The 12,830-nt window shown below is 75.0% G+C and carries 11 protein-coding genes; 10 read left to right on the forward strand and 1 reads right to left on the reverse strand.

The genetic code is table 11. The features are described 5' to 3' along the window. From carB to ACFE60_RS13190, 9 genes are all read left to right on the forward strand, one after another. On the forward strand, window positions 1–2,645 hold a 2,645-nt coding region (gene carB / locus ACFE60_RS13150; RefSeq protein WP_375389313.1), incomplete at its 5' end, for a carbamoyl-phosphate synthase large subunit. After that, the gene (pyrF, locus tag ACFE60_RS13155; RefSeq protein ID WP_375389314.1) at window positions 2,645–3,511 is read left to right on the forward strand and encodes an orotidine-5'-phosphate decarboxylase; all 867 of its coding nucleotides are present in this window, start codon (window positions 2,645–2,647) and stop codon (window positions 3,509–3,511) included. The genes carB and pyrF, both read left to right, overlap by 1 nt. Before the next feature lie 10 nt (window positions 3,512–3,521). Further along, on the forward strand, window positions 3,522–4,418 hold the full coding sequence (gmk, locus tag ACFE60_RS13160; protein ID WP_375389315.1) for a guanylate kinase: 897 nt from the start codon (window positions 3,522–3,524) through the stop codon (window positions 4,416–4,418). Between the two features lie 123 nt (window positions 4,419–4,541). After that, window positions 4,542–4,826, forward strand: a complete 285-nt coding sequence (gene rpoZ / locus ACFE60_RS13165) for a DNA-directed RNA polymerase subunit omega (RefSeq protein ID WP_375389316.1) — start codon at window positions 4,542–4,544, stop codon at window positions 4,824–4,826. Between the two features lie 22 nt (window positions 4,827–4,848). After that, on the forward strand, window positions 4,849–6,078 hold the full coding sequence (coaBC, locus tag ACFE60_RS13170; RefSeq protein ID WP_375389317.1) for a bifunctional phosphopantothenoylcysteine decarboxylase/phosphopantothenate--cysteine ligase CoaBC: 1,230 nt from the start codon (window positions 4,849–4,851) through the stop codon (window positions 6,076–6,078). Window positions 6,079–6,125: 47 nt separating this feature from the next. Beyond that, entirely contained in the window at window positions 6,126–7,313 is a 1,188-nt protein-coding gene (gene metK / locus ACFE60_RS13175) for a methionine adenosyltransferase (RefSeq protein ID WP_375389318.1), read from the forward strand. Between the two features lie 4 nt (window positions 7,314–7,317). Further along, entirely contained in the window at window positions 7,318–9,099 is a 1,782-nt protein-coding gene (locus ACFE60_RS13180; protein ID WP_375389319.1) for a primosomal protein N', read from the forward strand. 27 nt (window positions 9,100–9,126) lie between these two features. Next, window positions 9,127–10,044, forward strand: coding sequence for a methionyl-tRNA formyltransferase (gene fmt / locus ACFE60_RS13185; RefSeq protein ID WP_375389320.1), 918 nt, complete (start codon window positions 9,127–9,129; stop codon window positions 10,042–10,044). Continuing rightward, a complete protein-coding gene (locus ACFE60_RS13190) occupies window positions 10,041–11,432 on the forward strand; it encodes an RsmB/NOP family class I SAM-dependent RNA methyltransferase (RefSeq protein ID WP_375389321.1) in 1,392 nt (463 codons plus the stop codon). The genes fmt and ACFE60_RS13190 overlap by 4 nt, the downstream gene beginning before the upstream one ends. 8 nt (window positions 11,433–11,440) lie before the next feature. On the opposite strand, the gene ACFE60_RS13195 is transcribed toward ACFE60_RS13190, so the two are convergent. Next, entirely contained in the window at window positions 11,441–12,193 is a 753-nt protein-coding gene (locus ACFE60_RS13195; RefSeq protein WP_375389322.1) for a FadR/GntR family transcriptional regulator, read from the reverse strand. 81 nt (window positions 12,194–12,274) lie between these two features. Between ACFE60_RS13195 and ACFE60_RS13200 the strand changes: the two genes are divergently transcribed. Next, window positions 12,275–12,830 (forward strand): alpha/beta fold hydrolase (locus ACFE60_RS13200; RefSeq protein WP_375389323.1); only part of this gene is annotated, 556 nt, incomplete at its 3' end.

Genomic DNA, 12,830 nt, shown 5'->3' on the forward strand with positions numbered 1-12,830 from the left:
TGATGCGCGACACGGCCGACAACACCGTCGTCGTCTGCTCCATCGAGAACGTCGATCCAGTCGGCGTGCACACCGGCGACTCCATCACCGTCGCGCCCGCGATGACGCTGACCGACCGCGAATACCAGCGGTTGCGCGACATCGGCATCGACATCATCCGCGCCGTCGGCGTCGACACCGGCGGCTGCAACATCCAGTTCGCCGTGGACCCGACCGACGGGCGCGTCATCGTCATCGAGATGAACCCGCGCGTCTCCCGCTCCAGCGCGCTCGCGTCCAAGGCGACCGGCTTCCCGATCGCGAAGATCGCCGCCAAGCTGGCCATCGGTTACCGGCTGGATGAGATCCCGAACGACATCACGCGGGTCACCCCGGCCAGCTTCGAACCGACCCTCGACTACGTGGTCGTCAAGGTGCCCCGGTTCGCGTTCGAGAAATTCCCCGCCGCCGACGCGACGCTCACCACCACCATGAAGTCGGTGGGGGAGGCGATGGCGATCGGCCGCACCTTCGGCGCCGCCCTGCAGAAGGCGCTCCGCTCGTTGGAGAAGCGCGGATCCTCGTTCACCTGGGCCGGCGAGCGCGGTGACGCCGAGGCGCTGACCGCCGCCGCGGCCGAGCCCCTGGACGGCCGCATCGTCACCGTGCAGCGGGCCCTCCGAGCCGGAGCGACCGTGGCGCAGGTGGCGCGGGCGACCGGCATCGACCCGTGGTTCCTCGACCAGATCGCGGCCCTCAACGAGCTGGCCGCGCAGATCGCCGTCGCGGCGCCGCTGACGCCGCACCTGCTGCGCCAGGCGAAGCGCGAAGGCTTCTCCGACGCGCAGCTGGCGCAGCTGCGCGGGATCGGCGAGCCCGAGCTGCGCGCCGCGCGGCACGCCGCCGGCATCCGGCCCGTCTACAAGACCGTCGACACCTGCGCGGGCGAGTTCCCCGCGCTGACTCCGTACCACTACTCGACGTACGACGCCGAGACCGAGGTCGCCGCCTCCGACGCCCGCAAGGTGATCATCCTCGGCAGCGGGCCGAACCGGATCGGCCAGGGCATCGAGTTCGACTACTCGTGCGTGCACGCGGCGTTCGCGCTGAAGGACGCCGGGTACGAGACCGTGATGATCAACTGCAACCCGGAGACGGTCTCCACCGACTACGACACCTCCGACCGCCTGTACTTCGAGCCGCTGACGCTCGAGGACGTGCTCGAGGTCGTGCACGCCGAGTCCGCGTCCGGCTCGATCGCCGGCGTGATCGTCCAGCTCGGCGGCCAGACCGCGCTCGGCCTCGCCAAGGGGCTGGAGGCGGCGGGGGTGCCGATCCTCGGCACCTCGCCGGCCGCGATCGACCTCGCGGAGGAGCGCGGCCTGTTCGCCTCCATCCTCGAGGACGCCGGCCTCGTCGCGCCCAAGAACGGCACCGCGACCGACGCGGCGACCGCGCTCGAGGTCGCGCGGGGGATCGGCTTCCCGGTGCTGGTGCGCCCGTCGTTCGTGCTCGGCGGGCGCGGCATGGAGATCGTCTACGACGAGCCCAGCCTGGAGTCCTACTTCGACCGGATCGCCGGGCAGGCGATCGTCGGGGACGACCACCCGCTGCTCGTCGACCGGTTCCTCGACGACGCGATCGAGATCGACGTCGACGCGATCTTCGACGGCGAGACGATGTGGGTCGGCGGCGTGATGGAGCACATCGAGGAGGCCGGCATCCACTCCGGCGACTCCTCCTGCACCCTGCCGCCGGTCACCCTCGGGCGGCAGGTCATCGACGAGGTCCGCACGGCCACGCTCGCCATCGCCCGCGGCGTCGGCGTGCGCGGGCTGCTGAACGTGCAGTTCGCGGTCGCGGCGGGCGTGCTGTACGTGCTGGAGGCGAACCCGCGGGCGTCGCGCACGGTGCCGTTCGTGTCGAAGGCGCTCGGCGTGCAGGTCGCGAAGGCGGCAGCCCGCGTCATGGCGGGGGAGTCGGTCGCCGAGCTGATCGCGGCCGGCGTGCTGCCCGAGCGCGACGGCGGCGACGTGCCCGCTGACGCGCCGGTGGCCGTCAAGGAGGCGGTGCTGCCGTTCAAGCGGTTCCGCACCCGCGACGGCCAGATCGTCGACAGCCTGCTCGGCCCCGAGATGCGCTCGACCGGCGAGGTGATGGGCATCGACCGCGACTTCCCGCGCGCGTTCGCGAAGAGCCAGGACGCCGCGTACGGCGGGATGCCGCTCAGCGGAACCGCGTTCGTCTCGGTCGCGGACCGGGACAAGCGGTCGGTCGTGCTGTCCGCCCTGCGGCTCAGCCAGCTCGGCTACACCCTGCTGGCGACCGAGGGCACCGCCGAGATGCTGCACCGCAACGGCATCCCGGCCGACGTCGTGCGGAAGGTGAGCGACTCCGAGCAGGTCGGACCGGACGTCGTGGAGCTGATCCGGCGGGGCGAGATCGACCTCGTCGTCAACACGCCCAGCGGCCGGAGCGCCCGAGCGGACGGCTACGAGATCCGCGCCGCGGCGGTCGCAGCAGACAAACCCCTGTTCACGACGGTGGCTCAGCTGTCCGCTGCGGTGGCGAGCGTCGACGCGATTCGGGCAGGATTCGACGTGACCCCCCTCCAGGAGTACGAACGCCGCCGCAGCGCAGCTGCCGGCAGGAAGGCGGTGCACTGATGGTGCGCTCGTTCGCCGACCGTCTCGGCCAGGCGTTCGCCGACCACGGACACCTGTGCGTGGGCATCGACCCGCACGAGTACCTGCTCGCCGAGTGGGGCCTGCCGGTCTCCGCCGTCGGCGCCCACGAGTTCGGCCTGCGGGTCGTCGAGGCCTGCGCCGGCCGGGTCGGCATCGTGAAGCCCCAGGTGGCGTTCTACGAGCGGTTCGGCTCGATCGGCTACAAGGTGCTGGAGGACGTCCTCAAGGAGGCGCGGGACGCCGGCCTGGTCGTGGTCGGCGACGTGAAGCGCGGCGACCTCGGATCGACCCTCGAGGCGTACGGCCAGGCCTGGCTCACGCCCGGCTCGCCGCTCGAGGTCGACGCGATGACGATCAGCGCGTTCCAGGGCTTCGGTGCCCTGCGCAGCCCGCTCGACCTCGCCGCCCGCTACGGCAAGGGCCTCTTCGTGCTCGCGGCGACCTCCAACCCGGAGGCGCTCGCGGTCCAGACCGCGGAGATCAAGCGGGAGGCGCAGACCGGAAAGACGCTCGCCGGCGCCCTCGCCAGCCGGGTCGTGAACTGGAACCGCACGCACTCCGAGGGGCAGCCGATCGGCTCGATCGGCGTCGTGCTGGGCGCGACCGTCGACTTCATCGACTACGGCATCGACCTCGCGCAGCTCGCGGAGGAGCCCGCCGCACCGATCCTCGCGCCCGGCTTCGGCTACCAGGGCGCGCAGTTCAACGACGTGAAGCGGCTGTTCGGCCCGGCGGCCGGCACCACGATCGTCACGGCGTCGCGCTCCATCCTCGCCTCCGGTCCCGCGGGCCTGGGCGAGTCGATCGCCCGCCAGTCCGCCCTGCTCGGCGAGGCGATCGCGTGAGGCGGCGCAGGTGAACCCGCCCGAGGTCGACCGGCTCGCGGGCTCGCGCGCGGCCGTCGCCGCCCGCCGGGCGCGCGCGGAGGTGAAGCGGCAGGTGTCGAGCGGCGAGCGCAGCGCGAGCGAGGTGCTGTCCTCCGCCGCGCGGGACGGCGCCCAGCCGGAGTCGACCCTGCGGGTCAGCGAGCTGATCGGCTCGATCCCGTGGCTCGGCCCGACGAGGACCGCGAAGATCATGCAGGAGCTGCGCATCTCCCCGTCGAAGCGGCTCGGCGGCCTCGGCGTGCACCAGTACCAGCGCCTCCACGAGTTCCTCGTGCGCCGCCAGGCGCCCAGGCGCCCGCTCGAGCTGGAGCACGCCGGCAGCCACCTGGTCGTGCTGGCGGGGCCCACCGCCGTCGGCAAGGGCACCGTCGCCACCTACATCCGCGAGCACTACCCCGAGGTGCTCCTGTCCGTCAGCGCGACGACGCGCCCCCCGCGGCCCGGCGAGATCGACGGCATCACCTACTTCTTCCTGAACGACGACCAGTTCGACTCGATGGTCGACGCGGGACAGTTCCTCGAGCACGCGACCGTGCACAACGCCTACCGCTACGGCACCCCGCGCGCGCCGATCGAGACGGCGCTCGCCGACGGCCGCAGCGTGCTGCTCGAGATCGACATCCAGGGCGCCAGGCAGGTGCGGCAGGCGTTCCCGGACGCCCGCCTGGTCTTCCTCCTGCCGCCGACCTGGGACGAGCTGGTCCGCCGGCTCACCGGGCGCGGGACCGAGGGCGCGGAGGAGCAGGAGCGCCGGCTGCGGACCGCGAGGGTCGAGCTGGCGGCGCAGGAGGAGTTCGACGCCGCGGTCGTGAACCGCGATGTCGGCGACGCGGCGCGCGAGGTCGTAGACTTGATGACCGCCTAGACCCAGCGTGGTCCAGTCCCAGCCTTCATTGTGAAGGCGTTTTGGCGCTGCTGCCCCGACATCGCTCGCTTCTGCGGTGCCAGAACGCCTTCACAATGCACCGCGACGAACGAAGGAGATCTCATGTCCAGCACCAAGGGCATCATCGACCCGCCCATCGACGAGCTGCTCACCAAGGTGGACTCCAAGTACGGCCTCGTGATCTTCGCGTCGAAGCGCGCGCGGCAGATCAACGACTACTACGCCGACCTCCACGAGGGCAGCCTGTTCGACAACGTCGGCCCGCTCGTCGAGTCGTCGATCGACGACAAGCCGCTGTCCGTCGCCCTGCGCGAGATCAACGAGGACAAGCTGAGCATCACGGCGGACGACCAGCTCGCGGTCGCGCCCGAGGTCCCGGCCGAGTAGTCCGGCCCAGGAGGGTCGGCCGATGAAGGTCGTCGTCGGCATCACCGGCGGCATCGCGGCCTACAAGGCCGTCGGCGTCGTCCGCGCGCTCGTGCTGGCCGGGCACGACGTGCACGTCGTGCCGACGCTCGCGGCGCTGCGGTTCGTGGGGAAGCCGACGCTCGAGGCGATCAGCAGGAACCCGGTCACCTCCGACCTGTACGACGGGGTGGCGGAGGTGCGCCACGTCGCGCTGGGGCAGACCGCCGACCTGATCGTGATCGCGCCGGCCACCGCGAACAGCCTCGCGAAGCTCGCGCACGGCTTCGCCGACGACCTGCTCGGCACGACCGTGCTCGCGTCCGCCGCGCCCGTGGTGGTCGCGCCCGCGATGCACACCGAGATGTGGGCGCACGCGGCCACCCAGGCGAACGTCCGCCTGCTCGAGGAGCGCGGCGTCGTGCTCGTCGGGCCCGCGGTCGGGCAGCTGACCGGCACCGACGCCGGAGCGGGACGGATGGCCGAGCCGGCGGACATCGTCGCGGCCGCGATCGACGCGGCGCTGGCGGCGAACCCGGCGCTCGACCGCACCCCGCCTCCGGACCCCGCCGACCCGCTCGCCGGGCGCAAGGTCGTGATCTCTGCGGGCGGCACCCGCGAGCCGCTGGACCCCGTGCGGTTCCTCGGCAACGCCTCCACCGGCAGGCAGGGCGTCGCGCTCGCGGTGGCCGCCCGGGACCGCGGCGCCGAGGTCGTGCTGCTCGCCGCGCATCTCGAGGTCCCGGTGCCGGACGGCGTGCGCGTCGTCGCGGTGACCACCACCGACAGCCTGCTGGAGGCCGCGCGGCTCGAGGCCGCCGACGCGGACGTCGTCATCATGGCGGCGGCGGTCGCCGACTACCGGCCCGCGACCACCGCGCAGGGGAAGCTGAAGAAGGACGACCTCGGCGACTCGACGACCCTGCAGCTGGTGCAGAACCCCGACGTGCTCGCGGCGCTCGCCGCGGACCGGCCGACCTCCCGGCAGGTCGTCGTCGGGTTCGCCGCGGAGACCGAGAGCGACCGGGAGCGCCTGCTGGAGCTCGGCCGGCACAAGGTCGCGCGGAAGGGAGCGGACTTCCTCGTGCTGAACGAGGTCGGCTTCGGCCGCGGCTTCGGCCCGGGCGACACCGCCGTGATCGTGATCGACCGGGACGGCCGGATCGTGGCCGAGGCCGCCGGCCCCAAGTCGTCGGTGGGCGCTGCCATCCTCGACGCGGTCGTCCGCGCCTGAGACGCCCGCCCGTTCCTCACCCGGCCACCCGCCCCCAGGAGTCCCCGATGCCGCTGCGCCTGTTCACCTCGGAGTCCGTGACCCCCGGCCACCCCGACAAGATCTGCGACCAGATCTCGGACAGCATCCTCGACGCCCTGCTGACGGTCGACCCGCTGGCGCACGTCGCCGTCGAGACGCTCGTCACCACCGGCCTCGTGCAGGTCGCGGGCGAGGTGTCGACCGAGGGGTACGTCGACATCCCCGGCATCGTCCGCGACCGGATCCGCCGCATCGGGTACGACTCCTCCGAGCAGGGCTTCGACGGGTCCACCTGCGGCGTCAGCATCAGCGTCGGCGAGCAGTCGCGCGAGATCGCGGACGGCGTCGGCGTCTCGACGGAGGCACGCGACGGCAGCGTCGACCCCTACGACCAGCAGGGTGCCGGCGACCAGGGCCTGATGTTCGGGTACGCGGTGCGCGAGACGCCGGAGCTGATGCCGATCCCGATCGCGCTCGCGCACCGCCTCGCGCAGCGGCTCACCCGGGTCCGTCAGGACGGCTCGCTCCCGTACCTGCGACCCGACGGCAAGACGCAGGTCACGGTCGGCTACGACGGGCAGCGCGCGGTGAGCGTGGAGGCGGTCGTGGTGTCGACGCAGCACGCGGCCTCCGTGTCCTCCGGCCGCATCCACGACGACGTGCTGCACGCGGTGATCGAGCCGGTGCTGCAGGAGTCCGGGCTCGAGGTGCGGAAGCCGAAGGTGTACATCAACCCGTCTGGCCGCTTCGAGGTCGGCGGACCGAACGCCGACGCGGGCCTCACCGGCCGCAAGATCATCGTCGACACCTACGGCGGGGCGAGCCGGCACGGCGGCGGCGCGTTCAGCGGCAAGGACCCGTCGAAGGTCGACCGCTCCGGCGCCTACGCGATGCGCTGGGTCGCGAAGACCGCGGTCGCCGCCGGGCTCGCCGACCGCCTCGAGCTGCAGGTCGCCTACGCCATCGGTGCGGCGGAGCCGGTCGGCCTGTACGCCGAGACCTTCGGCACGGCCCACGTGCCGGAGGAGCGCATCGTCGCCGCCGTCCGCGAGGTGTTCGACCTCCGCCCGGCCGCGATCATCGACGCCCTCGACCTGCGCCGCCCGATCTACGCGCAGACCGCCGCGTTCGGCCACTTCGGCCGCGAGCTGCCGGACTTCACCTGGGAGCGGACGGACCGCGCCGCCGACCTCGCGTCGGCCGCCGGCCTGTAGCGCGGTGCCCGACGACCGGCCGGGGTCGGTCGCGAAGGTCGTGCTCGACTCCCCGCTGCCGCGCCTCGACCACCTGTTCGACTACCGCGTGCCGGCGGCGCTCGCGGACCAGGTGGTGCCCGGCGTGCGGGTCAAGGTGCCGCTGCGGGTCGCGGGGCGCGTGGCGGACGGCTGGGTCGTCGCCCTCGCCGACACGACCGAGGCGCCCGGCGAGCTGTCGCCGATCGAGCAGGTCGTCTCGGCCGCGCCGGTGCTCGCGCCCGAGGTGTGGCGGCTCGCCCGAGCGGTCGCGGACCGGGGCGCCGGCGTCGCGAGCGACGTGCTGCGCATCGCGGTGCCGAAGCGGCAGGCCCGCGTCGAGCAGCGGTGGCTCGCCGCGGACCGGCGCCCGTCCGGCGCGATCGACGCGGACTCGGGCCCGCTCGCGGACGCGCTGCTCGCCGGGCAGCGGATCGCCGCGCTGCCGACGCCGCACGTCGTCGAGGCGGGCGGGGAGTGGGTCGGCGGCTGGGCCGCGGACGTCGCGCGCGTCGCGGCGGCGGTCGCCGCGGCGGGCAGGAGCACGATCGTCGCGGTCCCCGATCGGCGGGACCTCGACCAGCTCGAGACCGCGCTCGCGGCCGGCCCCGCAGCGGACCTGGTGCTGCGGATCGACGCCACCCCGCCTCCCGCGGCGCGCTACCGGGCGCACCTCGCCGCCCTCGAACCCGGGCCGCACGTGCTGATCGGGAACCGCTCGGCCGTGTACGCGCCCGCCGCCGAGCTCGGTGCGATCGTGGTGTGGGAGGAGGCGGACCCGTTCCACCAGGAGCCGCTCGCGCCCTACGCCGCGACCCGCGACGTCGCGCTGCTGCGTCAGGGGCAGTCGGGCGCGGGGCTCCTGCTGCTGTCGTCGACGCGGTCGACGACCGTGCAGCGGCTCGTCGACCTCGCCTGGTGCACGCCGTGGGAGATCGTCCGCGGGCGCCCGAACGTGGTGCTCACGCCGGACGACGGCCGCGGCGCGCGCATCCCCTCCGCCGCCTACCGCGCCGTGCAGCAGGCGTTGACCGCCGGCCCGGTGCTCGTGCAGGTGTCGAAGCCGGGCGACGCGGCCCTCAAGGCGCTGCGTGCGGGGGAGGCGCCGGTCCCGATCGACGCCGGGCGCACCGCGCACGAGCTGGGTCGCGCGTTCCCGGGGGTGCCCGTGCTGATCGCGGACGGCGAGCACGTGCACGACACCGTGCCGGGCGGCCCGCGGCTCGTCGTCTCGACCCGCGGCGCCGAGCCCCGCGCACCGGGCGGGTACCGCGCGGTGCTGCTGCTCGACGGGGCGAGGATGCTGCTGCGGGAGTCCCTGTGGGTCGCGGAGGACTGCCTGCGCTGGTGGGCGTCCGCGGCGATGCTCGCGGCGCCGGACGCGCCCGTGCACCTCGTGGGCGTCAGCGGCGACGTCGCGACCGCGCTGGCCACCTGGCGGTCGCCCGACTTCGCCGCACGCCAGCTGGCCGACCGGCGCGAGCTGCGCTTCCCGCCCGTCGTGCGCCTCGCGTCGGCGACCGGGCCCGTCCACGCGGTGGAGGACCTCGTCGAGGCCTGGGCCGGCGCGGGCGCCGACCTGCTCACCCGGTCGCGGGAGGAGCGTGGCGAGCGGGCCGTCGTCCGGTTCCCGACCGGTGCGGGCGGCCGGGTCGCCTCGGTCGCGAAGCAGGCCCTGATCCGGCACGGCAGCGCGCGCCGACCCAAGCCGCCGGCGCCGCCGCCTCCGGTCCTCCGCGTCCGCTTCGACCCGCACGAGCCCCTGTAGCCGGGGGAGCGTGGGAGGCTTGGCGGGATGCGCCTGATCTTCGCGGGGACGCCCGAGGCCGCGGTCCCGTCGCTCGAGGCCCTCGCCGCCTCCGGGCACGAGGTCGTCCGGGTCGTGACCCGCCCGCCGGCGCTGGTCGGGCGCAAGCGGGTGCTCACCGTGTCCCCGATCGAGGCGGCGGCGGAGGCGCTCGGGCTGCCGGTCCTGCGCGCGGCCCGGCTCGGCGCCGCGGAGACCGCCGAGCTCACCGCGCTGCAGGCGGACCTCGCCGTCATCGTCGCGTACGGCGTCCTGGTCGCCGAGCCGCTGCTGTCCGCCCCGCGGCTCGGCTGGATCAACCTCCACTTCTCGCTGCTGCCGCGCTGGCGCGGCGCCGCCCCCGTGCAGCGCACCATCATCGCCGGCGACCGGACGACCGGGGTCGACGTGTTCCGGCTGGAGGCGGGCCTCGACACCGGGCCCGTGCTCGCGAGCGAGCCCGTCGCGATCGGCGCGCTCGAGACCGCTGGGAACCTGCTCGCCCGCCTCGCCGCGACCGGCGCCCGCGTGCTGGTCGACGTCGTCGACGGCCTCGCGGAGGGGACCGCCGTCGCGACGCCGCAGCAGGGGGAACCGACGCTCGCGCCGAAGCTCGTGCTCGCCGACGGCCGCCTCGACTGGGCGGAGCCCGCGGAGGCGGTCTTCGCCCGGATCCGCGGCTGCACGCCCGAGCCCGGCGCGTGGACGACGGTCGGGGATCGCCGGCTGAAGGTGCTCGAGGCCGCGCCCGCGCGCGAGACCGCCCCCCTCGCCTCCGGCGCGGTCGCCCTCGACGGCGGGCGGGTGCTCGCCGGCTGCGGCGGCGACGGTGCGATCGAGCTGGTCCGGGTGCAGCCGGAGGGGCGGGCGGCGATGCCCGCCGACGCCTGGCTGCGCGGCGCCGGTCCCGACGTGGTGCTCGGATGACGGACCGGGCCTCGACGATCAGTCCCGCGCGCGCCATCGCGCTCGAGGTGCTCACCGGCGTGCGGGAGCGCGACGCGTACGCGAACCTCCTGCTGCCGGTCGTGCTGCGCCGGCAGGGGCCATCTCGGGAGGACGCCGCGTTCGCCACCGAGCTCGCGTACGGCACGCTCCGCCTGGCCGGGCGCTACGACGCGATCATCGCCTCGGCCGCCGGCCGACCGCTCACCGCCATCGACCCCGCGACGCTCGACGTGCTGCGGCTCGGCGTCCACCAGCTGCTCGCGCTGCGCACCGCGAGGCACGCTGCGGTGCACCAGGCCGTCGAGCAGGTCCGGGCGGTCCGGGGGAGGGGCGCCGCCGGGTTCGCGAACGCCGTGCTGCGCCGGGTCGGGGAGCGGGACTCGGACGCCTGGACGGCCGTGCTCGTCGACGGCGTGACCGACCCGGTGCAGCGCGCGGCGATCGCCACCGGCCATCCGCTCTGGGTCGCCCTCGAGCTGCGGGACGCGCTCGCCGCGATGGCCGACGGCGGCGGCGACCTGCAGCCGCTGCTCGAGGTCGACGACGCCGCTCCTCCCGTCGGCCTCGTCGCGCTGCCCGGCCTCGCCGACCGCGACGCGGTCGTCGACCCCGCGGGGCTCGCGATCCGCCACCACCGGCTGTCGCCCATCGGGCTCGAGCTCGACGGCGGCGACCCGGGCGCGCTCGCCGACGTCGCGTCCGGGGTCGTGCGGGTGCAGGACCCCGGCTCCCAGCTCGCGGCCCTCGCGCTGTCGCGGGCCCGGCCCGTCCGGCGCGGCGAGCGGTGGCTCGACCTCTGCGCGGGCCCCGGCGGCAAGGCCGCGCTGCTCGCCGCGGAGGCGCGGCTGGGCGGCGCCGCGCTGGTGTCGAACGAGATCGCCCCCGCCCGGGCGCGGCTGGTGCGGGGCGCGCTCGCGGCGGTGCCTGGGGAGCACGAGGTCGAGACCGGCGACGGTCGCCGGTTCGCCGACGGCGCCCGGCGGTTCGACCGCATCCTGCTCGACGCGCCCTGCTCGGGCCTCGGTGCGCTCCGCCGCCGTCCGGAGGCGCGCTGGCGCAAGCGCCCGGAGGACCTGCCGGGCCTGATCGCGCAGCAGGGGCAGCTGCTGGACGCCGCGATCGCCGCGCTCGTCCCCGGCGGCCTCATCGCCTACGTCACCTGCTCGCCCGTCACCGCCGAGACCACGGACGTGATCGGCGCCGCACTCGGCCGGCACCCCGGCCTGAAGCCGCTGCGCACCGCGCCGGTGCTGGACGCCGTCTCCGGCCGAGCGCTGCGCGACGCGGAGCGGGGCACTGCCGCGCAGCTGTGGCCCCACCGTCACGGCACGGATGCGATGTTCGTGCAGCTGCTGACCCGCGCCTGACGCGCGGCTCAGGCGAGCCCGGCCCGCGCCCTCGCCGACTCCAGCAGCTCGAGGTCGATGCCCACGTGGGCGCGCGCGAGGGACTCCGCGTCGTCGGCGCGGCCGTCCACGATCGCGGCGACGAGGGTCTCGTGCTCGGCGAGCGCGCGCAGCTCCATGGCGCGCCTGCCGTCGGGCGCGCCCCACAGGTGGGTGGGCGCGCCGATGCTGAGCCCGCCCTCGAGCGCCTGCAGCACCTGCTTCAGGGTCGCGTTGTGAGCGGCGTCCATCGTCGCCAGATGCAGGCGGCTGTCCGCCAGCTGCGACTCGAGCCCGCTCGCGGCCGACCGGTAGCCCTCGAGGCGCTCGGCGAGGGTCGCCGCGTCCTCCGCCGTGCGCGCCTCCGCCGCCGCGCGGCACACGGCGCCGTGCAGCCGCGCCACCGCCTCCGCGCGGTCGCGCAGCCCCTCCCACCGCAGCTCGAGCGTGCGCCGCACCGCGGCGTCCGACGACGCCGGCCACTGCTCGAGCACGAACGAGCCGCCGTGCCGCCCGCGCTGCGTCTCGATGAGCCCGCGGTCGACCAGGCGTGCGAGCGCGGCGCGCACCGTCATCCGCCCGACCGACAGCGCGGCCGCCAGGTCGCGCTCGGGCGGCAGGCGGGTGCCCGGCAGGTACTCGCCGACCGCGATGGCGGTGACGAGCCGGTCGGTGACGCCGTCGACCCGCGTCGAGGCCTCGATCGGCGCGAGGAGGGCGCCCGGCCGGCCGCTGCCGCTCATCGACGCCTCCGCTCGTTACGCCCAGGTTAAACAGCGCGCAATGGTCTTGCCGCGGGACCTTTGCCGCTCCATGCTGAGCCCGTGCCCGTCTCCACCACCACCATCCCCTTCCGCGACGACCTCGAGACGTGGGTGCAGGTCACCGAGCCCGCGGCGCCGGTGGACGGCGCGCTGCCGCTCGTGGTCCTGCACGGCGGCCCCGGCATGGCGCACGACTACGTGCGGAGCATCGCGGCGCTCGCCGACGAGACCGGCAGGACGGTCGTGCACTACGACCAGGTGGGCTGCGGCCGCAGCACGCACCGCCCGGACGCCCCGGCCGACCTGTGGACGCCGCAGCTGTTCGTCGACGAGTTCGCGAACGTCGTCGCGGCGCTCGGGCTCGACCGCTACCACGTGCTCGGGCAGTCGTGGGGCGGCATGCTCGGCAGCGAGATCGCCGTCCGGCGCCCCGCCGGGCTCGCGTCCCTGGCGATCTGCAACTCGCCCGCCTCCATGCGGCTGTGGGTGGAGGGGGCGAACGCCCTGCGCGGCGAGCTGCCCGCGGAGACGCAGGCGGCGCTCGATCGGCACGAGGCCGACGGCACGATCGACGACGCCGAGTACCTCGCCGCGACGCAGGTGTTCTACGAGCGGC

This window comes from uncultured Amnibacterium sp. (assembly GCF_964245895.1).
GTDB lineage: Bacteria > Actinomycetota > Actinomycetes > Actinomycetales > Microbacteriaceae > Amnibacterium.

What these genes read in the sequence shown, in the direction of transcription:
- pyrF (WP_375389314.1), top strand. Translation starts at nt 2,645, where the DNA reads ATGGTGCGCTCGTTCGCCGACCGTCTCGGCCAGGCGTTCGCCGACCAC.
- rpoZ (WP_375389316.1), top strand. Translation starts at nt 4,542, where the DNA reads ATGTCCAGCACCAAGGGCATCATCGACCCGCCCATCGACGAGCTGCTC.
- coaBC (WP_375389317.1), top strand. Translation starts at nt 4,849, where the DNA reads ATGAAGGTCGTCGTCGGCATCACCGGCGGCATCGCGGCCTACAAGGCC.
- metK (WP_375389318.1), top strand. Translation starts at nt 6,126, where the DNA reads ATGCCGCTGCGCCTGTTCACCTCGGAGTCCGTGACCCCCGGCCACCCC.
- fmt (WP_375389320.1), top strand. Translation starts at nt 9,127, where the DNA reads ATGCGCCTGATCTTCGCGGGGACGCCCGAGGCCGCGGTCCCGTCGCTC.
- ACFE60_RS13190 (WP_375389321.1), top strand. Translation starts at nt 10,041, where the DNA reads ATGACGGACCGGGCCTCGACGATCAGTCCCGCGCGCGCCATCGCGCTC.
- ACFE60_RS13195 (WP_375389322.1), bottom strand. Translation starts at nt 12,193, where the DNA reads ATGAGCGGCAGCGGCCGGCCGGGCGCCCTCCTCGCGCCGATCGAGGCC.